25 protein-coding genes are annotated in these 22326 nt (G+C 55.9%); 11 read left to right on the forward strand and 14 right to left on the reverse strand.

Features of this window, described 5'->3' with window-relative positions; translation table 11 throughout:
* Positions 1 to 68: 68 nt before the first annotated feature.
* From MWU61_RS12300 to ilvD, 7 genes are all read right to left on the reverse strand, one after another.
* Positions 69 to 977 (reverse strand): LysR family transcriptional regulator, encoded by a 909-nt coding sequence (locus tag MWU61_RS12300; protein ID WP_247128671.1) that lies wholly within the window; start codon positions 975 to 977, stop codon positions 69 to 71.
* Between the two features lie 139 nt (positions 978 to 1116).
* A complete protein-coding gene (locus tag MWU61_RS12305) occupies positions 1117 to 1332 on the reverse strand; it encodes a DUF2805 domain-containing protein (protein ID WP_247128672.1) in 216 nt (71 codons plus the stop codon).
* A 3-nt stretch (positions 1333 to 1335) separates the two neighbouring features.
* Positions 1336 to 3363 (reverse strand): NADPH-dependent 2,4-dienoyl-CoA reductase, encoded by a 2028-nt coding sequence (locus MWU61_RS12310; RefSeq protein WP_247128673.1) that lies wholly within the window; start codon positions 3361 to 3363, stop codon positions 1336 to 1338.
* A 119-nt stretch (positions 3364 to 3482) separates the two neighbouring features.
* Entirely contained in the window at positions 3483 to 3851 is a 369-nt protein-coding gene (locus MWU61_RS12315) for a hypothetical protein (RefSeq protein WP_247128674.1), read from the reverse strand.
* A 12-nt stretch (positions 3852 to 3863) separates the two neighbouring features.
* Positions 3864 to 4637 carry a DUF6478 family protein gene (locus MWU61_RS12320; protein WP_348645582.1) on the reverse strand — a complete coding sequence of 258 codons (774 nt, stop codon included), beginning with the start codon at positions 4635 to 4637 and terminating at the stop codon, positions 3864 to 3866.
* Between the two features lie 67 nt (positions 4638 to 4704).
* The gene (locus MWU61_RS12325) at positions 4705 to 5340 is read right to left on the reverse strand and encodes a hypothetical protein (protein WP_247128676.1); all 636 of its coding nucleotides are present in this window, start codon (positions 5338 to 5340) and stop codon (positions 4705 to 4707) included.
* 5 nt (positions 5341 to 5345) lie between these two features.
* Positions 5346 to 7073: a dihydroxy-acid dehydratase gene (ilvD, locus tag MWU61_RS12330; RefSeq protein WP_247128677.1), complete on the reverse strand. Its 1728-nt coding sequence runs from the start codon at positions 7071 to 7073 to the stop codon at positions 5346 to 5348.
* 230 nt (positions 7074 to 7303) lie between these two features.
* Between ilvD and MWU61_RS12335 the strand changes: the two genes are divergently transcribed.
* The 8 genes from MWU61_RS12335 (at position 7304) to MWU61_RS12370 (ending at position 13285) form a co-directional block, all read left to right on the forward strand.
* Positions 7304 to 7537 carry a hypothetical protein gene (locus tag MWU61_RS12335; protein WP_247128678.1) on the forward strand — a complete coding sequence of 78 codons (234 nt, stop codon included), beginning with the start codon at positions 7304 to 7306 and terminating at the stop codon, positions 7535 to 7537.
* An 83-nt stretch (positions 7538 to 7620) separates the two neighbouring features.
* Entirely contained in the window at positions 7621 to 8538 is a 918-nt protein-coding gene (gene accD, locus MWU61_RS12340) for an acetyl-CoA carboxylase, carboxyltransferase subunit beta (RefSeq protein ID WP_247128679.1), read from the forward strand.
* On the forward strand, positions 8535 to 8933 hold the full coding sequence (locus tag MWU61_RS12345) for a hypothetical protein (RefSeq protein WP_247128680.1): 399 nt from the start codon (positions 8535 to 8537) through the stop codon (positions 8931 to 8933). The genes accD and MWU61_RS12345 overlap by 4 nt, the downstream gene beginning before the upstream one ends.
* Positions 8930 to 10201 carry a folylpolyglutamate synthase/dihydrofolate synthase family protein gene (locus MWU61_RS12350; protein WP_247128681.1) on the forward strand — a complete coding sequence of 424 codons (1272 nt, stop codon included), beginning with the start codon at positions 8930 to 8932 and terminating at the stop codon, positions 10199 to 10201. The genes MWU61_RS12345 and MWU61_RS12350 overlap by 4 nt, the downstream gene beginning before the upstream one ends.
* Positions 10202 to 10352: 151 nt before the next feature.
* Positions 10353 to 10973, forward strand: a complete 621-nt coding sequence (locus MWU61_RS12355) for a rhodanese-like domain-containing protein (protein ID WP_247128682.1) — start codon at positions 10353 to 10355, stop codon at positions 10971 to 10973.
* Positions 10970 to 11887 (forward strand): LysM peptidoglycan-binding domain-containing protein, encoded by a 918-nt coding sequence (locus tag MWU61_RS12360; protein ID WP_247128683.1) that lies wholly within the window; start codon positions 10970 to 10972, stop codon positions 11885 to 11887. Before MWU61_RS12355 ends, MWU61_RS12360 begins: the two co-directional genes overlap by 4 nt.
* Positions 11888 to 11946: 59 nt before the next feature.
* Complete coding sequence (locus tag MWU61_RS12365; protein WP_247128684.1) at positions 11947 to 12468, forward strand: hypothetical protein; 522 nt, start codon at positions 11947 to 11949, stop codon at positions 12466 to 12468.
* Between the two features lie 91 nt (positions 12469 to 12559).
* A complete protein-coding gene (locus MWU61_RS12370; protein ID WP_247128685.1) occupies positions 12560 to 13285 on the forward strand; it encodes a hypothetical protein in 726 nt (241 codons plus the stop codon).
* On the opposite strand, the gene zapE is transcribed toward MWU61_RS12370, so the two are convergent.
* A complete protein-coding gene (gene zapE / locus MWU61_RS12375) occupies positions 13286 to 14341 on the reverse strand; it encodes a cell division protein ZapE (RefSeq protein WP_247128736.1) in 1056 nt (351 codons plus the stop codon). It lies immediately after the preceding gene.
* Between the two features lie 141 nt (positions 14342 to 14482).
* On the opposite strand from zapE, the gene MWU61_RS12380 reads away from it, so the two are divergent.
* The 3 genes from MWU61_RS12380 (at position 14483) to MWU61_RS12390 (ending at position 17498) form a co-directional block, all read left to right on the forward strand.
* On the forward strand, positions 14483 to 14965 hold the full coding sequence (locus MWU61_RS12380; RefSeq protein ID WP_247128686.1) for a GNAT family N-acetyltransferase: 483 nt from the start codon (positions 14483 to 14485) through the stop codon (positions 14963 to 14965).
* 31 nt (positions 14966 to 14996) lie between these two features.
* Positions 14997 to 16241, forward strand: coding sequence for an MFS transporter (locus MWU61_RS12385; RefSeq protein WP_247128687.1), 1245 nt, complete (start codon positions 14997 to 14999; stop codon positions 16239 to 16241).
* 114 nt (positions 16242 to 16355) lie between these two features.
* Entirely contained in the window at positions 16356 to 17498 is a 1143-nt protein-coding gene (locus MWU61_RS12390; RefSeq protein ID WP_247128688.1) for a diguanylate cyclase, read from the forward strand.
* A gap of 2 nt (positions 17499 to 17500) precedes the next feature.
* Here MWU61_RS12390 and MWU61_RS12395 read toward each other — a convergent pair whose 3' ends face one another.
* From MWU61_RS12395 to fghA, 6 genes are read right to left on the reverse strand one after another with little or no spacing between them, the layout of a single operon-like run.
* Positions 17501 to 18460: an alpha/beta hydrolase gene (locus MWU61_RS12395; protein WP_247128689.1), complete on the reverse strand. Its 960-nt coding sequence runs from the start codon at positions 18458 to 18460 to the stop codon at positions 17501 to 17503.
* Between the two features lie 27 nt (positions 18461 to 18487).
* A complete protein-coding gene (locus tag MWU61_RS12400) occupies positions 18488 to 19405 on the reverse strand; it encodes an ornithine cyclodeaminase (protein WP_247128690.1) in 918 nt (305 codons plus the stop codon).
* Positions 19402 to 20025: an HAD family phosphatase gene (locus MWU61_RS12405; RefSeq protein WP_247128691.1), complete on the reverse strand. Its 624-nt coding sequence runs from the start codon at positions 20023 to 20025 to the stop codon at positions 19402 to 19404. Before MWU61_RS12405 ends, MWU61_RS12400 begins: the two co-directional genes overlap by 4 nt.
* A 54-nt stretch (positions 20026 to 20079) precedes the next feature.
* Complete coding sequence (locus MWU61_RS12410; protein ID WP_247128692.1) at positions 20080 to 21033, reverse strand: DMT family transporter; 954 nt, start codon at positions 21031 to 21033, stop codon at positions 20080 to 20082.
* On the reverse strand, positions 21030 to 21476 hold the full coding sequence (locus MWU61_RS12415; protein WP_247128693.1) for a YaiI/YqxD family protein: 447 nt from the start codon (positions 21474 to 21476) through the stop codon (positions 21030 to 21032). Before MWU61_RS12415 ends, MWU61_RS12410 begins: the two co-directional genes overlap by 4 nt.
* Positions 21473 to 22300, reverse strand: a complete 828-nt coding sequence (gene fghA, locus MWU61_RS12420; RefSeq protein ID WP_247128694.1) for an S-formylglutathione hydrolase — start codon at positions 22298 to 22300, stop codon at positions 21473 to 21475. The genes MWU61_RS12415 and fghA overlap by 4 nt, the downstream gene beginning before the upstream one ends.
* Between the last annotated feature and the right edge of the window lie 26 nt (positions 22301 to 22326).

Consider the following 22326-nt stretch of genomic DNA (forward strand, 5'->3'; position numbering starts at 1 on the left):
AAAAGGCGCTACTTCGGGAGGGGAAATAGCGCCTAGGTATGGTGTTTAACACCGGGGGGAAATTTGGTTTACTTCCAGTTGTCTGGGCCTTTGTCCGCAAACGAATGGACAAGGAAGTCGATGAAAGCGCGCACTTTCGGCTGTGTGAAACGGCCTGGCGGGTAAACAGCGTAGACACCTTGAGTTTCGACGGGCAGATCAGGGATCGCGACTTCGACCAGACCTTGCGCCATCGCATCAGCGTAAAGGAAGCTTGGCAGGTAAGCGATACCCAGCCCACCGATACAGGCGTTCAGCAGGGATTGACCGTCGTTCACTGTCAGCCAGCCTGCAGTGCGGACTTGGCGTTTTTCGCCGGACGGCGCTGTTAGTTTCCAAACGGCCGAATTGGCTTGGTTGGAATAATGCAGCAATTTGTGTTCGTTCAGATCGTCGATCTTTTCAGGACGACCGTATTGTTCAAAGTAAGCCGGTGACGCAATCATCCGTTTGGACGTTTCAGTCAACTTGCGGGCACGCAGTGTGCTGTCTTCCAGTTCACCGATCCGAACGGCCATGTCGAAGCCTTCAGAGATCAGTTCAACATAGCGGTTGTTCAGCACCATGTTGACCGTAATGTCTGAAAATTCAGACAGGAATTCACCCAAGACGGGGGACAGATGGTTCACGCCAAAGTCTGTGGCCACGGAAATCCGCAACAAGCCAGAGGGCGCGGATTGCATGGATGTGACAAGCGCATCGGCTTCGCCTGCATCGTTCAGAACGCGGCGGGCGCGGTCGTAGTAGGCCAGACCGATCTCTGTCGGGCTAACCCTGCGTGTCGTCCGGTTCAAAAGCCGCGCACCAAGGCGGGCTTCCAAAGAAGATACGTGCTTAGAGACAGCGGATTTGGAAATCCCCATCTTTTTGGCCGCGTCTGTGAAACCACCCTGGTCTACGACCGTGGCAAAGGCTTCCATTTCTGTCAGGCGATCCATACGCGATCCTCATTCTGGCTACTTACAAGCAACCTTTTGCCCCTGAAATCGGGCAGGAATGGGACGATGGCCTGACAATAACGGGGTATTGCATAGTTTTGTAGCAAGATCGGAAACGCAGATTCCGTATATTTTTATACTATTTATAGCTTTCGCGGCGGTCCCCGAAGGTCCGCACACGTTTGCGCCACGCTTTATAACTGCCGGTTTTCAAGGCGGATCGCATCACCGCCTTGACCTCTTTTTCGGATAAACCGTGCTGGGCCTTGATGTCCGCAAACGCGATATGATCGGACAAAGCCATCTCGATCACTTCGCTTTTGGTTGCTTCATCAAGGTCCGGTACTTTGGCCATGCGTTAAAGGCTCGCGGCCAATCGTGTGCCCTGATCAATCGCACGTTTCGCATCCAGTTCTGCCGCCACATCGGCACCGCCGATGATATGAACGGACCGCCCTTTCGCCATCAGATCATCTGCAAGCGTGCGTTCCGGCAATTGCCCAGCGCACAAAACAATGGTGTCGACCGCGATGACACGTGGATTTTCCCGCGCTTCGCCGTCGCTGACGTGTAGGCCGTCTGCGTCAATCTTTTCGTAATTCACGCCGCCGACCATTTGGACGTTCTTCATCTGAAGCCCAGCGCGGTGAATCCAACCTGTCGTTTTACCAAGGCCTTTGCCCAGCTTCTGCGCTTTGCGTTGCAACAACGTGACTTCGCGGGTCGGCGCATCAGGCTGCGGGCCTTCGGGCCGCAAACCACCACGGACATTTTCCGGATCCCCGACGCCCCATTCTTCCAGCCACGCATCCAGATCTTCAGTCGGGCTGTCATCAGTCACGAGATATTCGGCAATGTCGAAACCGATGCCCCCTGCCCCGATCACGGCAACGCGGCTGCCCACAGGGGCCTTACCGCGCAACACATCAATATAGGACAGCACGTTCGGCCCGTCCTGACCCGGAATCTGCGGATCACGCGGGACAACACCAGTCGCGATGATCACTTCGTCGAAACCGTCCAACGCGTCTGCGTTAGCGGTGGTTTCCAACTGGAGCGTGATGCGCGCGTCGGCAACCGCCGTCCGGTAATAATCCACCAGCCCCCAAAACTCTTCTTTGCCAGGTACCTGTTTGGCCATGTTCAGCTGGCCGCCAATCTCTGCCGCTTTGTCGAAGATCGTGACGCTGTGACCGGCCTCTGCGGCGGTGAGCGCTGCGGACAGACCTGCAGGGCCTGCGCCGACGACTGCTACAGTTTTTGGTGTTTCTGCTTTCGTGACCACCAGTTCGGTTTCGAAACACGCACGCGGGTTTACAAGGCACGACGACATCTTGCCGCTGAACGTGTGGTCAAGGCAGGCTTGGTTACAGGCAATACACGGCGCGATCTTTGCGGCGTCGCCAGCGGCGGCTTTGGCCACAAAATCGGGATCGGCAAGGAACGGGCGGGCCATGCTGACCATATCGGCGCAACCGTCTGCGAGCACATCTTCACCAACTTCGGGCGTGTTGATCCGGTTCGATGTGATGACCGGGATCGACACCTCACCCATCAGTTTCTTTGTGACCCAGCTGAACGCGCGACGCGGGACAGATGTCGCAATCGTCGGAATGCGGGCCTCGTGCCAGCCAATGCCGGTGTTGATGATCGTAGCACCTGCAGCTTCAATCGCTTTGGCCAATTGCACGACTTCTTCCCATGTGGACCCGTTCGGGATCAAGTCGATCATAGAAAGGCGGTAGATGACGATGAAATCAGTGCCGACTGCTTCGCGGACACGGCGCACGACCTCGACCGGTAGGCGCATCCGGTTTTCGTAGGATCCGCCCCATTCGTCGTCGCGTTTGTTGGTGTGGGTGACAAGGAACTGGTTCAGAAAATACCCTTCGGAGCCCATCACTTCGACACCGTCATACCCGGCTTCTTGGGCACGCACGGCGGCAGTGACCATATCGCTGATTTGTTTTTCAATACCTTCTGCATCCAATTCCTTCGGCGGGAACGGAGAGATCGGGGATTTCACGGCAGAGGCGGACACACATTCGGGCGAATAAGCGTAACGACCTGCGTGCAGGATTTGCATCGCGATTTTGCCGCCTGCGTCGTGGACGCGGTCTGTCACAATTTTATGGTTCGCAATGTCATCTTGATTGAAAAGGCCAGCGGCACCGGGAAATACGCCGCCTTCTTTATTAGGGGCCATGCCACCTGTGACCATTAACGCCACGCCACCCCGTGCACGGGTCGCGTAGAATTCGGCGACACGGTTCCAGTCTTTGGTTTCTTCCAGACCGGTGTGCATTGACCCCATCAGCACGCGATTTTTCAACGTCGTAAAGCCAAGATCAAGCGGGGCCAGCAGGTGCGAATAGGTGGTGGTCATGTGTTCTCTCCCAAAACTTCGCATACATTGTGCAAAGTTGACGCGCACGTCACCCTAAACGCCGCGTCACCTGCGTCTTTTCGCGCGGCGCCGTCTTCGCAAAACCGCGTTGAAAGGTTTTAGGCCGTTTCGACGCAGTGCTTGCGGAACGCCCGCTTGAGAAGATCTAGCTCGGCGCGCAACAAATCAACTTCGACCTGCAGGGCATCAGCCATTTGGTCGCCCGCGAAAATGGTAAAGCTGCTGAGGATCGTGTTGCTGTTTTCTTCGACAATCACGTAGGTCTGGACGTCGTCGTTGATCCGGTCAGCAGGCACAGGTGCGCGTACAACCCATGTGCCATCACTGGAAAATTCGGTCGTCAATCCTGGCACGATTTCGTCGTCATGGCGCAAGACCAGCACCGGCGATGCGTCCTTTGGTCCGGTCAGGGTTCCTTCCCAGACGCCCGCGTGCAGTCGGTTTTTCAGCAGTGTGTAATCAGTCATACCACCGTTCCCTTATAGATCAGCGCGCGGATAGCGGCAGAAAGTCAAATCCCGAATACGCAGTTGGTTCATCGCCGGATCTTCGATGATCAGGTCTAGCCACATGCCGTCGATCCGGTTTTCATTCAGATCAGCGTAGGCCAGATCGAAATCGACAGATACCTCGCGATCAAGAAGCGGCAGTTCTTGGACGAGGTTTTCCGTATTCGGCCCGCATTTGATGTTGAGCCGTGCAAAGACAGTTGCAGGGCGTTCGGTACGGATCAACCCTTGGACCCGAACGATGTCACGCTTGCGCAGGCCGTCAGCCGCGTCCGCAGGTAAATCAATGACCACCGACAGGAAACTGCCGTCAAAACCCAATACATCCATTTCCAAGCCGAAGGGGGCTAAATCCCCTTCGCGCGTGTTCCGGATCTGGCGCAATGTCATTTCGGACACCTTGCAATCGTGGAACACCTTGATGTCGTCGCTGATGTGGTCCCCGTTGCGCAGCCCTGTCGCCCCTCTGGGTGAAATCGGACCGCGCCAAAGTGCAGGTCGCCACGACCATTTGGTACTGGGTGGTTTGGCAAAGTTGTTGGACCCGACACGCGGCAGGGCCAATCGGCTTTCCGCCACATGTACGACCTGATCAACCGCGCCACGCAATTGACGCGCACGGCTGCGTTGTTCACGCAATGTCGACAGGTCAGCCCGTTCCGCATTACGCGCAGCAGCTTTCCAGCGCGCCAAGGCACGACGGTGAACAATTTTATCTAACAATCCTGATCGCTGACGCGCCACACTGTGACCTTTTCAGATGGTGTCTTACTCTTTATCTGCCGAACCGTTTCCAAAAAGCAAACCGTTGTCAGGTTTCCACGACCGTTTCTGCGATCTGGTTGTTTGCAAGCATCGACGCAAGCACACTTTCCAGAAGCGCTTGACCTTGTGACGCGGTCAACGGTGTTTCGGCCATACCCCGCACGGCGATTGTGGTCAGCCGTCCTTTGATGTCAACGAATGCACGCCATTCGGTCGTCTGCAATCCCGCAACAGGTGGCGCCGCTTGATCCGCAAACCGCACAGTCACAGCACCCGAGGTTTGTTTGACCCCGCCTACGGACACTGTGCTTGCATTGCCATTGACGCTGAGCAGGGTTTCACCTGCGGTCGTGGACAAAAACGCCTCGAACCCATCGGGGTCTTCTGCCACGATTGCTGATCCCGCAGGCCCGACTTGAACTGTCGCAAAGCCGTTTAGGCGCGGCCTGTCGTTGGTGCCCGCGATCACGCCGCAGCCCACCATCACCGCAAAACCGCTACGCGGTTTGCTGGCTTTGGTTTCGATGCAATATCCTTCAGGCACGGCTGCGATTACGTCGCCGCCATACAGTGCCAATGCTGGTGTCGGAGGCGTCGGCGCCCCCAGTGACCCAATTTCAGCGCAGCCCGCAACCAGCAGGGCCGCGCCGAATACAATATACTTACCTGCAAACGAAAACACAGCGATCAGAGATCCATGTAGATGTGTTTTTCAGCCTTCGCACCCGGATGGGTCGTCGCCCCGAAACGCGTTGCCCCGACGAGTTGCGAGAACTTCCAAAGCGCACCAGACGCGTAGATCGTTTCCTTTGGACCCGCCCACGCATCTTTACGTGCTGCAAGTTCTTCGTCGGTCAGATCAACGGACAGTTCACCCGTCACAGCGTTCATGGTGATCATGTCGCCGTCTTTCAGCAACGCGATTGGACCGCCGTGTGCCGCTTCTGGTCCAACGTGACCCACGCAGAACCCGCGTGTCGCACCGGAGAAACGACCGTCAGTGATCAATGCGACCTTCTTGCCCATGCCCTGACCAGAAAGTGCAGCCGTCGTGGACAGCATTTCGCGCATGCCCGGACCACCTGCTGGACCTTCGTTGCGGATGACCAGAACTTCGCCTTCTTCGTATTTGCGTGCTTTCACAGCGGCGAACGCTTCTTCTTCGTTCTCGAAGCAGCGCGCAGGACCTGAGAAGACTTGTTCTGCTTCTGCCATGCCAGCGACCTTTACGATCGCGCCTTCAGGAGCAAGGTTGCCCTTCAGGCCAACAACACCACCGGTTTTCGTTAGCGGGCTGTCGATGTGGTAGATCACGCGATCATCAGCTTCGCCCATGATCATGTCGAGCTCTTCACCCATTTCACGACCGGATGCTGTCATGCAGTCTTCGTGGATCAGGCCCGCTTTGCGCAGTTCCTTCATCACGACTGGAACACCGCCCGCCTCGTAAAGGTCTTTCGCGACATACTGACCACCTGGTTTCAGGTCGACGAAGTAAGGCGTGTCTTTGAAGATGTCGCAAACGTCGAAGAGATCGAAATCGATGCCAGCTTCATGCGCAATCGCAGGCAGGTGCAGACCAGCGTTGGTGGAACCACCGGTACAAGCAACAACACGCGCTGCGTTCTCAAGAGATTTGCGAGTCACAACGTCACGCGCACGGATGTTTTTCGCGATCAGGTTCATGACTGCTTCACCGGAAGCCACGCCATATTGATCGCGGGATTCGTAAGGGGCAGGCGCACCGGACGAATTCATTAGCGCAAGACCGATTGCCTCTGACACACAGGCCATAGTGTTCGCAGTGAACTGGCCACCACATGCACCGGCAGATGGACAGGCCACACGTTCCAGAACTTCCAACTCAGCGTCGGACATGTTGCCAGCTTGGTGCTGACCAACAGCTTCGAATACGTCTTGAACGGTCACGTCCTTGCCGTGCAACCGGCCCGGAAGGATGGAACCACCGTAGATAAAGACAGACGGCGTGTTCAAACGCACCATCGCCATCATCATACCCGGCAGGGATTTGTCACAGCCAGCCAGACCAACAAGCGCGTCATAGCAATGGCCGCGCATGGTCAATTCAACCGTGTCAGCAATTGCTTCGCGGGACGCGAGCGAAGACCGCATGCCTTCGTGGCCCATCGCGATGCCGTCGGTCACGGTGATTGTGGTGAATTCGCGTGGCGTGCCAAGACCCTTTTTCACGCCGAGCTTCACAGACTGCGCCTGACGGTTCAAGGCGATGTTACAAGGGGCCGCTTCGTTCCAGCAGGTTGCGACACCAACCCAAGGCTGCGCAATCGCTTCTTCGTCCAAACCCATCGCATAAAAATAGGACCGATGCGGGGCGCGTGATGGCCCTTCGGTCACATGGCGGCTAGGCAGGTGGGTTTTGTCTACTTTGGTCATGGGTCGGCCTCCCGAAATATCATTTGAAACGGGTCTAAATAAGGGGCGCAGGCGTGACAAGCGGTTTAAGCCAGCCTTTGGCGGTTGGTTTCGGCTAATTACGGCCTGCGCTTTCGCAAAAACGGCGAGTTCAGGCCAGTCTTACGCAGCAATCGATCAGCAGGGTGCGAGACCATGTCGCAAGGCTATGCTGACAGCGTTTAACTTTCACATGTGAAAAGGAGACGACCATGTCCTCGATTGACGAAGAAAATTTACCCCGTGCGGAACGCGACATCCGCAATGGCATAAGTCAGGGTAACGAAGGAAGTGCGGCCCCTTGGTTCCTTGCCGTTGTGGTGATTGTTGCCATTGTCGGCGGGATTTACGTCTACAGTGGTGATCAGGTTGAGACAGCACCGATCAGCACAACAGAGCCTGCGATATCGGAAGAGACCGCGCCCGTAGCGCCCCTACCCGAATAACACGATCACGGGCGGCACGCCGTTGATTGCATTTCGTGTCGCCCGCGCATATCTCTGCGTCAACAACGCAGGGGCATTTTGCTATGAACTGGATCACGAACTACGTCCGACCCACGATTAACTCGCTGTTTTCGCGGCGCGAGGTTCCAGAGAACCTTTGGCAGAAGTGCGACGAATGTGGCACGATGCTGTTCCACCGCGAATTGTCGGACAACCTGAACGTCTGCACGAACTGCGATCATCACATGGCGATTGGCGCCCGTGATCGTCTGACAGCGCTTTTCGATCTCGGTATGTTTAAAGAAGTCGAGGTTCCAGAACCCGTCGCTGATCCGCTGCATTTCAAAGACCAAAAGAAATACACCGACCGTATCAAGGACGCCCGCAAAAAGACCGGCGAACGCGACGCGATGCTGGTTGCAGAAGGTGACATTGGCCGCACGAAAGCCGTTGTGGCCGTTCAAGACTTTTCCTTCATGGGTGGGTCTATGTCGATGTATGTGGGCAACGCGATCATTGCGGCTGCCGAACGTGCGATTGAACTGAAATGCCCGTTGATCCTGTTTTCTGCCGCTGGTGGCGCGCGGATGCAGGAAGGTATTCTTGGCCTGATGCAGATGCCGCGCACGACAATTGCTGTGCAGATGCTGAAAGAAGCGGGCCTGCCTTACATCGTTGTTTTGACACACCCGACAACGGGTGGTGTGACCGCATCTTATGCAATGCTGGGCGACGTTCAGATTGCGGAACCGAACGCGTTGATCGGTTTTGCCGGTGCCCGTGTGATCGAACAAACAATCGGTGAAAAACTGCCCGAAGGGTTCCAGCGCGCCGAATACCTGTTGGATCACGGTATGCTGGACCGCGTGACAAAGCGGACCGAATTGAAAGACGAATTGATCACGATCATGCGTCTTTTGATGAAACAGCCACCTGCAATCAAAGGCGACTTGCCTGCGCCAGACGCCGAGACACCGGAAGCTGAGGAAGCAAAAGCGTGATCCTCATCGCCGCGCTTGTGGGCGCGGGATTGGGTGGATTGGCAATGCTGATGATGTTCCACGCAGGGATGCTTGCGGAACGTTCAGGCACAGCCGTGTTCCTTTGCGCTATCGCATTATTTTACCCCATCTTCGCGGCACAAGAAGCGGACACCGGCAATCTTGCCCTGCATCTGATTATTTTCATTGGCTTCGCGACATTGGCCCGCTTCGGGTTTCAGCGTGGCACACATTTGCTGGCGGGTGGGCTGATCGGGCATGGTATTCTCGACTTCGGCCTGCACGTGATTGGCGCACCCGGCCCCGTTTGGTGGCCTGCGATGTGTGGTGCATTTGATATTGCCGCTGGCGTATCGCTTGTCCGCCTTGTTCAAACTGGAAAAGCTACAACATGACGACCAATTCCGACGCGATCCTTGCCCGCATGATGGCGCTGCACCCGAAGGTCATCGACCTGACGCTAGACCGTGTTTGGCGGTTGCTGGAAACCTTGGATAATCCGCAAAAGAAACTGCCGCCCGTCATCCACGTCGCAGGCACAAATGGCAAAGGATCGACCCAAGCCATGATCCGTGCGGGTTTGGAACAATCGGGCGCTGCCGTTCATGCCTATACGTCCCCGCATCTTGCCCATTTTCATGAACGGATCAGGCTCGCTGGTGAACTGATCACCGAAGATGCGCTGACCGAAGTGCTGGACCGCTGTTACCACGCCAATGGGCCGGACCCGATCACCTACTTCGAGATCACGACTGTCGCGGGTCTACTGGCGTTCGCGGAAACCCCTGCGGATTACACACTGCTTGAGGTTGGTCTAGGTGGACGACTGGATGCCACAAACGTCATCGATACCCCTGCCCTGACGATCATCACACCAATTGATTTGGACCATCAGGCGTTCCTTGGTGATACGCTGACAGCCATCGCAGGCGAAAAAGCGGGTATCATCAAACGCGGCGTGCCCTGCGTCGTGGGTCCGCAACATGACGAAGCGATGGACGTGATCGAAGCGAAGGCTGCCCGTTTGGGTGCACCGCTGTTGGCCCATTGTCAGCACTGGCATGTGTCCGAAGAACGCGGGCGGTTGGTGTATCAGGACGAACGCGGATTGCTTGATCTTCCCCTTCCTGCCTTGCCCGGCCCACACCAGATTATGAACGCAGGTGCTGCGATTGCCGCGCTGCGTGCGCTGGACAAAGATGAAACCGCTTGCGAAGCGGCGATGACCCAAGCCTATTGGCCCGCACGGATGGAAAAACTGACCAAGGGTGCGCTGGTTGATCTGGCAGCACCTGCTGAACTGTGGCTCGATGGGGGGCATAATCCGGCAGCGGGTCGTGCGCTTGCTGCGACGCTGAAACAACAGCCACCGCGCCCGACGCATCTGATTTGCGGCATGCTGAATACCAAAGACATCAGTGGATATCTTGCGCCACTCGCCGAAGTTGCGACAAGTTTGACCGCCGTTTCGATCCCGAACGAAGCAAACACGATCCCCGCAGAAGAAACCGCAAGGATCGCCGCAACCGTGGGACTTGATGCAAAGGCAGCACCCGATGTTGCCCATGCAATCAGGGATATCACCGCAGTCTCACCTCATGCGCGTATCCTGATTTGCGGGTCATTGTATCTGGCTGGCGCCGTTATGCGGGAAAACATCTAAACTTTCCCCTTTTCGATAATTTCCCTGATGATTCGTTTTCTCTTTGACGACCGAATCACTCTGCGTCTATATCTAGTCGTAATTACGAAAAGCACCGGGCCTGCCAGCCATCTGTTCAAGATATGGTGCTTCTTATTGGGGGATCGGCATTATGTCGCGAACAGTTATGGCTGTCGCGTTGGCTGGGGCAATTTTCGCCTCTGAGGCGACTGCGCAAACCACCGCAGGGGCCACCGACGCCACTTTTACGTATCAAGGCCAAGACAAGATCATCGCACAAGCACCCCGTGCGGATGCGATTTCTGCCGCCCGCTTTTACGATCTGCACGGCGGCTGTGACGGTCTTTGTATTGCACCGGATGCCGCAGCTGACGACGTCGAAACGATCACTGAAAACCGTGTGATTGATTTCATGGCCAACGAATTGGCCAATGGGCAGGGCTTGCTGATCGACAGCCGCCTGCCATCTGATCGCGCAATTGGCTTTTTGCCTGCCTCGGCCAGTATTCCACATACACTTGTGACACCCGACAATCCGCTCTTGCCCGATATTCTGAAGGCACTTGGCGCACGTAGCATGTTGGGTGCTTTTAACTTTTCCGATGCAATGACCCTTGTTGTGTTTGATGCGGGCCCGACGACAATGGATGCCCACCGTTTGGTCAACGCACTTATCGATGCAGGATATCCTGCTGACAAAATCAAATATTACCGAGGCGGGATGCAGGTTTGGTCATCGCTCGGTTTGACGACCGAGGGGACATCATCATGAGACAAGTCGGACCAGTAGGCCCAAAGCCGCGTTCTAACGTATTGCCGTGGGCGATCACTGTTGGCGCTGTGACGTTCGCCGTTGGCGTGATGGGCACGCTTTACATGACCCAGAACCAACAACGTGCGCAGGCCGAAGCGCTGTCATCTATCGTAGCACAGCTGTCCGATGTCCAAGTCAGCCGTGCGCAGACCGCTGATTTGCTGGCAATTCCAGCCCCAGCGCCAATTGCCGCAACACCAGTCGCACCAGCGCCTGAACCAGACGTCGTCGCAGTTTCCGCACCTGCTGCTGTAGCGCCATCAATCCCCACCGCGACCGCAGCGCTTGCAGCATCTGAACCGACAGCTGAGGACGTTCGCAGTAAAGAAGATAAAATCGCCGAAGCCATCGCAATCGCCAACCGCAACCAGTTACGGATGCTGACCGAAGGCGTTGTCGCTGGTTTGTACGACGTAACGACCGAAAACGCTGACGGCACCGGAACGCGTATTGCCCTGCAGCCCCGCAACGCGGCGACGACAGCAGAGTCGTTGGAAGGTATTTTGGCCGCCGCTGCCGCCAGTGGCGAAATCGAAGTGCCTGATGCGATCAGCACCAGTGATGGTGATGTCGATCCACAAACGCTTTTATTTGATCTGGTGCAACGGTCGCTGGAAAACGGGAACGCTGACGAAGTTGAAGCGGCCCGCGAACTGCAATTGCGCGCATTCGCAGCCTCTACAGCCGAAACCGAAACGGTTGGCGGCGAACGGTTCTACACAGTCGAAAGCGGCGACAGCCTTGCCTATATCGCGCTGCAGTTTTACGGCGCGACCGGTGAATACGGCCGTATTTTTGAAGCAAACCGCGATCAGCTTTCGTCACCTGACAAAGTGCAGATCGGTCAACGCCTGCGCATTCCAAATGCGTAAGGTCCAGACGCAAAAGAGATAGACGACAGATGGGACCAACCCGTCGAGCAGTCCGCAGCATGCAGGTCCTTGTAGCCTGCATGTTTGCGTTTGCACAGACCGCAACCGCTGCCACGTTGAACATGTGCTGGACCGGCGGTAACGGCTACACCATGACGGGCCGGATGGAGTTGCCCGACAGTGCCATGCGTAAAACGTTGGTGCGCGAAACTGACATCACCGCGTTCAAGATCACCGGCTATTTCAATGGGACCCGCGTGGGGTCGTGGAACCTGATCGAAAAGACACCAGAAACATCCTGGTCGCTTTACTTTGATCCGGCGACATTTACCTTCCCGACCGCAATCGACCTGAACCGCCAAGTGTCCCAAGAATGGAACGCGAACGGCAACGTCGATGATTGCGGCAATCCCGGATTTGGGTTCAACGCAGGTAATTTCGCGCAAGATGTCTGCATTAACGGTCAATACATCGAACCAAGCAGCATTGACCCCGAAACCACGTTCTTTGCAACCTACGATCCGGTCACGCCTGACTGCCGGTCCGTTGCGGCACTCAGCAAATCACGCATCCAGCCTTGACGATACGACATCGCGAGAAGGGCATGTCTTTTAAACCGTTCTGGTGTATTTGCCATGCAAGCCCACCCATCATGCCCACGAAGGCCGCAACATGATCCGCTTTGTCATTGGTTTGTTTATATTCGCTGTCGCGTTGTGCGCGTATATTATCAATGCGCAACACGGTGGCATCTTACCGCAACGCGATGCGGCCGTAACCGCGCCTGATCCGATCGTCGAAGCACCCGCAAGCGAAGACGACATCGCAGCGACCGAAGAAACCGCAGCCCAGATTATAAACGCTATCGTGGCACGCGATCTTGGCTACCCGACAGCATCCATTCCAGTAGGAGCGGCGGTCCGCGACACGCTTGCCGTACTTGGTCTTGAAGTGCCCGATGTCCAAACCGCTGTTCCGGACAAGAGGTTTGCAACGCTGATCGGCGAATCTTTACGGGCTGGGGTACCAGATACGGAAATCACACAGACGGTCGCGGACCGTGCGCGCGCAGGGGATCTGGCGATCCCCGTTGGATTGGTCACATCGGACGGCGAGATTGATCTGGCGACATTTTTGCGTGCAGTTGTGACAACGGCGGTCTTGGTGACCGAAGGCACGGAACCTGTCGTACCTGACCTGTCCAATGATCCGGCGGCGATTATTTCAGTTGATGGTTATGACTACGTGATCACCGCGACAGACAGCCTTGCGGCAATTGCGGTAAAATTCTACGGCGATGTGACCCAAACAAGCCGCCTTATTCAGGCGAACCCGATGGCCTTGGCCCGCCCCGAACAGATGGTCGCAGGCACAACGATCAGCGTTCCCGCCTTCTGATCAAACCGCCCAGTCTGCCGCCTGCATTTCGCGCAACCGGCTGGCAGTCCGTTCAAATTCAAACGTCCCTTCGCCTTCAAGATACAACATCTCGGGGGGTCCCGCAGCGGAACAAATCAACCGCACGCGCCCTTCGTAAAGCGTGTCGATCAGGGTCACAAAACGTTTGGCTTCGTTAAAATTAGACCGCCCCAGCTGCGGGATATCTTCCAGAATAAGCACGCGGACGGCATCCACCAAAGCCAAGTAATCGGCAGCACCCAGTGGTTTCCCGCACAAATCATAAAACGACGCCCGCGCGGCACCATTATGAAATCCGGGCAATGTGACTTCGCGTTTTTTGACGTGCAGCACCAACGGGGCGGCGTCGCCTTGTGTCAGGTCATCCCAAACCCGATCAATTTGCGCGCGCGCTTCGGACGTTAACGGCGTGAAATAGGTCGGCGTTCCCGCCAGACGTCCCTGACGGTAGTCCGTTTCGCTGACAAGTTCATGCACGACCAAACGGTCTTTGATCAGCGCGATGAATGGTGTGAACAGCTGTCGGTTCAAACCGTCTTTATACAGATCATCAGGTGGGCGGTTCGACGTTGTCACAATCGTGACGCCCGCTGCAAACAACGCCTCGAACAGACGCCCAACGATCATCGCATCGGTGATGTCGGTGATTTGCATCTCGTCAAACGCCAGAAATCGGACACGGCCAGCCAGATCAGCGGCCACGGGCGCGATCGCATCGTCGACACCCGATTTACGGGCTTCGGTCATCTGGGCGTGTACCCATTGCATGAAGGCGTGAAAATGGCTGCGTTGCTTAGGAGCGTCGACCGCATCGTATAGCAGATCCATCAACATGGATTTCCCGCGCCCGACACCGCCCCACATATAAAGACCCGGTTCTGGATCAGGGGCTTTGCGAAAGAAACCGCGCTTGGGTGCAGGGGCCGCCATCGCCGCGCGCACCCGTTCCAACTGGTCCATCACCGCAACCTGTGCGGCATCCGACGTCAGTTCACCTGCAGCAACTTTTGCTTGATATATCTCGTGCATTGTCATCGTCTTCGGCATAGCCCGTCAGTCGAGAATTGAAAACTACCCTTCGTTTCCTTGACGTCTTCTAGATCCCCGCCGGAGGCATCGCATTTTCGCGAAAATTCGACTAGCTTTCCAACCGAACAACACATCGGACGCGATCAGATGACACCACGCCAAGCAACTCCTGACGACGTCTTGGATATCGCGCAAATGCACGTGCAAAGCTGGCAGGAAACCTATCCCGGTCTTTTGCCTGCGTCAGAAATTGCGTCCCGTGACCTGATCAATAGGACAAATCTTTGGACGCAGGTTCTGGCCAACCCGGATAACGTCACAAGCATCATTCCCAGTATCGGTTTTGCATTGCTCAGACCACAACAGGACCAAGACCTGCGCGATACGTACCCCTTCGCCCTACAATCGCTTTACGTCCTGCGGCCCCATCATGGCACAGGCGCGGGCATTGCCCTACTGGGCCATGTCACCGAAGGAGTCGCGTTCACCGCCGCCGTGTTGAAAGGAAATACCCGCGCAATTGATTTCTACATCAACGCCGGCGGCATCCATTTGAAAGACGAAACAGACGCTGACGGTTGCACGGACCACATCTATGGCTGGTCTGTACCGATACAATTGCGGCGTTGACACGTGGCACTTGCGCCAATCAAGTGCTGCCATGACCCAATCGAAATCCGCCCTGATCAATCCAGTCCTGATTGCAGGCTGCGTCATCATCATGACCGGCTTTGCAATCCGTGCATCATTTGGTGTGTTCCAAATCCCGATCGCGACTGAATTCGGCTGGCTGCGCACCGACTTTTCACTTGCCATTGCGATTCAGAACCTTGCTTGGGGCATCAGTCAGCCCATCTTCGGGGCCATTGCTGAAAAGATTGGGGACCGCAAAGCAATCATACTTGGCGCATTGTTTTATGCTGCCGGACTGTTGCTGTCGTCAGGCGCCACGACCCCGATTGCGCACCAAATGTACGAAGTGCTGGTGGGATTCGGGATCGCGGGCACTGGGTTTGGTGTCATTCTTGCCGTGGTTGGACGGGCCGCGTCAGATGACAATAGGTCCATGGCCTTGGCCATTGCGACGGCGGCTGGTTCTGCGGGACAGGTTTTTGGCGCGCCGCTTGCCGAATACTTTTTGACCTTCATGACATGGCAGATGACCTTCGTGACCTTCGCGGGCTTGATTTTGGCTGTGTTGCTGGTTTTGCCGATGATGCGATCTGAAAAGGTCGCAACCAAAGCGGAACTGGAAGAAAGCATGGGCGCAATCCTGATACGTGCGTTCAAAGACCCGTCCTATACGTTCATCTTTCTAGGCTTCTTTTCCTGCGGCTACCAACTGGCCTTTGTCACCGCCCACTTTCCAGCATTCGTGACTGAAATGTGTGGACCTATTGCACCCGGTGGCGCGCTTGCCAGCATGGGCATCACAACCACCAGCGCGTTGGGCGCGGTTGCGATATCACTGATCGGTCTGGCCAACATCGGCGGCACACTATTCGCAGGCTACCTTGGGAAGCGGTATTCGAAAAAGTATCTGCTGGCTGGCATCTATCTGGGGCGGACTATCATTGCGGCTGCTTTTATCATGACGCCCATGACACCCACGACAGTCATCCTGTTTTCAGTTGGCATGGGGTCGCTGTGGCTGGCGACCGTGCCGTTGACGTCTGGGCTCGTCGCGCACCTATATGGTCTGCGGTATATGGGCACGCTGTACGGGATCGTTTTCTTTTCGCACCAGCTGGGATCGTTCATGGGCGTCTGGCTTGGCGGGGCGCTTTATGACGCCTACGGGACCTACACCTATGTCTGGTGGGTCGGTGTAGCTGTCGGAGCGTTTAGTGCAATCGTCCACCTGCCGATCAAAGAGAACCGATCGGCGATGGTCGCAGCTAGCTAAAATTGTAGAGAATTATGTAGAAATTTCGTCAGACCGCGGGGAACTTTCTGCGTTCTCTTAAGATTCTTCACACCGTCCAACGGTAGCGTCGCGGCATCATAAGCCGAGGCCCCCATGACTTCATTGCTCAAGACTGCCGTTATCCTTATCGATCCCATGCTGCTCGCGATTGCCGTGATTTATATCTACGGCTTCATTGTTCGACTGACCTCTAAGACTTGGGTCCATCAGGCAACGATGGGGTTTACCTTCGGGATTGGTGCTGTGCTTGCCATGTTTACCCCGATCGTTTTCGCGGAAGGTATCATCATAGATATGCGCAGCCTTCTTGTCGGTCTGTCCGGCGCTTTTTTCGGAATTCCCGGGGCAGTTATTGCGGGTGCCATGGGACTTGCCACCCGTTTTTATCTTGGCGGCACCGGTGCAGCCTCTGGCATGCTTGGCATCGCAATCGCTGCGATTTCGGGACCGATATGGGCGTATAAAATTCGAGGCAAGATGTCGAAATCGGCGCTGAGCTATGTCGTGCTTGGCCTTGTTATATCAAGTCACCTGATCGCTGTTACCGTGTTGCCGACCGAAATGATGTGGAAACTGATCTACGAAATTGTTCCAGTATTGCTGGCATTCAATCTGGTTGGCGCGGTGCTGATCGGGTCATTGATGAGCAGAGAAGAGGGGCTTGCCGCAGAGAATATTGCCCTATTTAACGCTGCGACAACGGATCCGCTGACCCGACTTCACAATCGCCGTAGTGCTGTCGCCGCCTACGATGCAATGCCCCCACCAATCGAAAATGACCACGGCACCGCGATGCTGTGTTTTGATGTCGATAACTTCAAAGCAGTGAACGATACATTCGGTCATGTTTTGGGGGACAAGGTTCTTGCTGAAATCTCGACGCGTATCGGGAAAATACTACGGCCTTCAGACGTCTTTTCACGCTTGGGCGGCGATGAATTCCTGATAATCCTGCCATCTGTGACCGAAGAAGAAACCTGCCGCATCGCGGAACGGTGTCGCCAAATCATTGCGCAAACAGCAATTGTAGACAACGGCGGGGCGATGTCCGTCACGATAAGTATCGGCGCAGAATGGTTATCCGATCGACCGGATTTCCTGACATTTGTCGCCCGCGCTGACGAGGCGCTGTATCAGGCGAAAAAACTGGGTCGCAACTGCGTCGCCTTTGCGTGGGAAAATACTGCGAACGTCGCACAGGCCCTTGTAAGCAAGCCCCAAGAACGGATCGCGTAACGTCAGCGTTGTTCGCGGAGCATCGTCCGCAAAAACACCGAAAGCTCTTCGCCGTGGCTATATGGCACGGCATGACCTGCGCCTGGCACGACTTCTTGGTGGGCAGTACGGTTCCATTGGGCAAACGTTCCAACCGCGGACAAGGGGATAATAGCATCCTGTTCGCCCCAGATTGCAATCACCGGAATACCGTCGCGGCTGATCGCGCGGTGCTCTTTTTCTTGCGTCATTTCTAGAATATTGCGGCGGCTTGAAAGAACGGCAGGTAAAAACCCTTGCCGTTTGAGTTCGGAAAGCTGTGATGCCAACACCGTCGGCGCAGCTTGCCCTGCCGGATCAGCCAAAAGCGCGCGACGCATCCGCGCGCCTGCGAATAGCCCGTGCAGCCAGCCGCCGATGACAGGTTTCGTGCGACAGAACGCGGAAAAATCGCTTTCCCGTGTTTCAACTCCGCAAGTCGCCAGCAAGATCAACCGCTTCATGCGATGCGGCTGCCGCGCTGCAAATGCCGTCGCAATTGTGCCGCCCATCGAATACCCCACGAGCGTCAGGTCCTCGGCTAGTCCTTCATGTTCCAACACATCATTGAGCTGCTGCAAAAAGAAAGCTGCGTCTTGCTTGCCCTTCGGCGCGTCGGAAAAACCACGGCCATACAGATCGTAAACAAGCACGCGATAACCGGTATCGGCCAATACCTGTGCGACGTCCGCCCAAACCGTTGAAGGGGTCGATAGGCCGTGGATCAGGACGGCGACGGGGCCCCGGACCGGACCAATCCATTGGTAATGCGTGATGCCTTGAGTCAGTTCGGCAAAGGCGCCCGGTGCTTTTTGACGCCTTTTTGCCGTCATGGGTGTACGGCGCGATTCCAGAACCTTCGGTGCTGCGACGACCGCGAGTAAAACCAAGCCAACAATTAACCAGACCATTTGTCCGCCTTCCAATTCCAAACCAGCGATCATCCAAAGATGTTTCGTCGGATATACCGTTTAATTCTGCCGCTGCGCCCAAACCGCTTGAATATAACTGCTTGTCATCAAATCAAGATGCGCACCGCCGCCGTTCTTAAACAGCGTAATTTCGTCATCACTATGACGTTCAAAGGCGTCGATGTCGTAGTAGTCGGCGTTAATATCGCTTGACTGAATAACCCCACCTGCCAACGGGATTTTCAATTCGCCGATGTGATCCATCGTGGTGCCTTTGTTATCAACAAAGATGCGCGATTTTTGCAGGGCCGCATCGTCGACTTCGCGCATATCGGGTCGATACGCGCCAATCAGGTCGATGTGCTGGCCGGGCTGCAGCCAATCGCCTTTGATCAAAGGATCAGTCGACATGGTGGCCGAGGTAACAATGTCCGCGTCGCGTACCGCCGATTCCAGATCAGCAGCAATGGCAACGTCCGGAAAATCAACGGCGAAGTCTTCCGCCCCTGCTTTGCTCCTGTTCCATATGGTGAATGTCGCGTCTGGAAACGCAGCGCTATACGCCTGTTTCAGCGACCGACCAACGGTCCCTGCACCGACAATCAGGATGTTCCGGCTATCGGGTCGCGCCAAGCGCCGCGCCGCAAGAAGGCTGTCCCCTGCCGTTTTCCATTTGGTCACTAGATGAAAATCAAGGATCGCAGACAGGGATCCGTCTTCATCGGAATAGAGCGTGACACCGCCGTTCACCATTGGCTTGTCTGCCGCGCGATTGCCCGGAAAGATCGTGGCGCATTTGACTGCGAGACCGAGGCCCTTGATCCAGGCAGAGCGGTTCAAAAGCGTGTTGTCGCCTTGGTAAAGGAACACATCTTCGACCTGCGCAGGCGGCAAATCATGGCCTGCAGCCAATGCGTCCGTTAGGTCGATCCAGTTCAGGATCGCATCCGCTTCTGCGAAGGGGATCATTTGCGTCATTGCGCAGCCTCGGCCGTCAATAATCCGTCAGACACCAGTCGGTCCGCCCAGCCATCTGCGCCCGTGAACACATGTGTCTGCCAGCCGCGCGCCCGTGCAGCTGTGATATTGTCGATCCGGTCATCCGTGAACAAAAGCGTCGTTGGATCAAGCTCGCAGTCGTCTTCAACCTGTTGATAAATATCCGCGTCGGGTTTGATCACGCCCATGTGGCCCGAAATATAGCTGCGGTCGAATTCGGTCAGGAACGGATAGACCGGCTTTGCGATGTCAAATGTCTGGATGCCAAAATTCGACAGCGCGAACACGGGAACATCAGCAGCGCGCAATGCCCGTAAGACCCGCACAGAACGGTCAATCGGAGGGGCCGCCATTTCGATCCAGCGGTCGTGCCACATCATGACTTCGTCGTGCCAATCGGGGTTGGCTTGGGCTGCGGCCACGATGGTATCGCGGAAATTTTCGCCCCGATCCACCTTGTCGTTGATGCCGTGCAGATCAATCGCGGCGAACATCGCCCGTCGCCGTTCGGCACCGATCACGCTGTCAAAGAAGCGTTCTGGTTGCCATTCGATTAGGACGTTTCCAATGTCGAAGATGACGGCGTTAATTGTAGGCATTTGGCATTCCTTTGGGTTAACCACACATTAGCCAGATCGCCGCGTTCGTCTAGCTCAACGACGTGTCCGCGGACGTTGCGCGGCCTTGCGATTGACCGCCTCGCGCCAGATCGTAATGATCCCAGCGCCGACGATGAAGGTCATCCCGAGATAGGCCATAGGTTCAGGCCATTCATCAAAGATGAAGATGCCGTATAAAACCGCGAGCGGCATGGCCACGTATTCGAATGGTGCCACGAATGCCGCCTCTGCCACGCGATACGCCTGACTGATCAGGAAACCGCCACCGGCGACGCCAATCCCGACGATCAGGAAATATTTGAGATCGGACAGGTTGGGCCACGTCCATTCCCGCAGCAAGAATTTCAGCGCCGGGTCGGTTTGATCCCCGTATCTTCCGTCACCGATCGCCAAGCCGATCAAAAGCGTGACGATGATGAACGTCACTTGGATGTAGACCGACAGGGTCGCCGCACTTTCGGTGGACCCCATCTGCCGTGTCATCGTGTTGAGACTTGCGTAACAAAGGGCCGCAACCAAGGGGTAGAACGACGCGTATTGGAACGATCCGGTGCCGGGCTTGATCATGATCAGGACACCCACGAACCCGATCAGGATCGCCGCCCAGCGCCACGGACCGACGCTTTCGCCCAGAAAGATGATTGAAAACAACGTGATCAGGATCGGGCTGATGAAGAAGATTGCGGTTGCGTCCGCCAAGGGCATCGCGGCCAATCCCAGAAAGAACGTCATATTCGCCATAACCGTGAAGCCGCCGCGTAGAAAATGCTGCGGCAACCGCTTTGTTTTGAAAATCGCAAAACCGCCTTTGAATGGCGCGATGGCGCACATCGTCAAAACCAGCGCCAACAGCGACCGGATCAGCACAACCTGATGCAGCGCGTAGTCGCCCGACAAGAATTTGATCGTCGTGTCGTTGGTTACGAAAAAGAAAACCGCGAAGAATGCGCAAACAGACCCAAGCTGCCCCGATGATAGCCGCATCATAATTTGGCCGCTGCCCGTACCATGCGTTCAAGCGCATCCAGAAAACGCGCCCGATCCGCTTTTGAAAACGGTTTGCCGCCGCCTTGCCGGAACGGATCAGCGGCGCGCATGTCTGCCATCAGGTCGCGGGTCGCAAGCACGTTGCCAATGTTGGCGGTCGTTAGCGGTTCACCATTATGTTTGAGCACCAGCGCACCGTTTTCCACGCATTTTGCCGCCAAGGGGATATCGCCAGTGATAACCACGTCGCCTTTGGTCGCACGATCCGCGATCCACATATCGGCGACGTCTGGCCCATCAGGCACGACGACATTCTCGACAAACGGATTCGCTGAAGGTCGAATGCCACCATTCGACACAACAAACATTTTCAGTTTGTGACGCGTGCCGACACGTTCAACTTCGGCTTTGACAGGGCATGCGTCCGCATCGACGTAGATCATTTATATAGTGCCTCTGCGTGGAAGATGATGTGATCTTCCATGAAGGTGGACACGAAGTAGTAGGAATGGTCGTAGCCTTTTTGCATCCGCAAATGGCCCTCTTGGCGTTTTTCAGCCATTGCGCCTGCCAAAGCTGCCGTTCCCAGCAAATCGCCGAATTGGTCGTCGGTGCCTGTGTCGATCAGAACAGGTCCGTCGAACCCTTCGCTTTGCATCAACAGGGTTGCATCGTGCGGCCCCCAATTGGATTCGTCCCCCCAATAGGCGCCGAATTGTTTGCGACCCCAATCGCTGTTTGTGGGGTTACAGATCGGGGCGAACGCAGACACAGACCGGAACCGACCCGGTAGGGCCATAGCAAGCGTCAGGGCACCGTGCCCACCCATGGAATGGCCGGTGATCGCCTGCGACCCCATATCCAACGGGAAGTTTACACCAACCAACGCAGGCAGTTCATCTGCGATGTAAGTCCACATTTTGAAATGTTTGTCCCAAGGGGCCTGCGTCGCGTCGATGTAGAAACCGGCACCTTGACCCAGATCATAGGCTTCGTCATCTGGCACGCACTCACCGCGTGGCGATGTGTCAGGGAAGATCAACGCAATACCGTGTTCCGCCGCCCAAGACTGCGCACCTGCCTTTTCCATCGCATTGGCGTGGGTGCAGGTCAGACCGGACAAATACCACAGAACTGGCACTGGACCGTCCGAAGCCTCTGCAGGCAAAAACAGACCAAAGGTCATGTCCGTACCCGTTGCCGTCGATTCGTGGGAATAGACGCCTTGCGCCCCGCCAAAACACTTGTTCTCAGAGATCGTTTTCATCGCGCAACCCTTTCGTTTTGCTAAGG

This window comes from Loktanella sp. F6476L, from assembly GCF_023015725.1.
In the GTDB taxonomy this organism is placed as follows: Bacteria; Pseudomonadota; Alphaproteobacteria; order Rhodobacterales; family Rhodobacteraceae; genus Yoonia.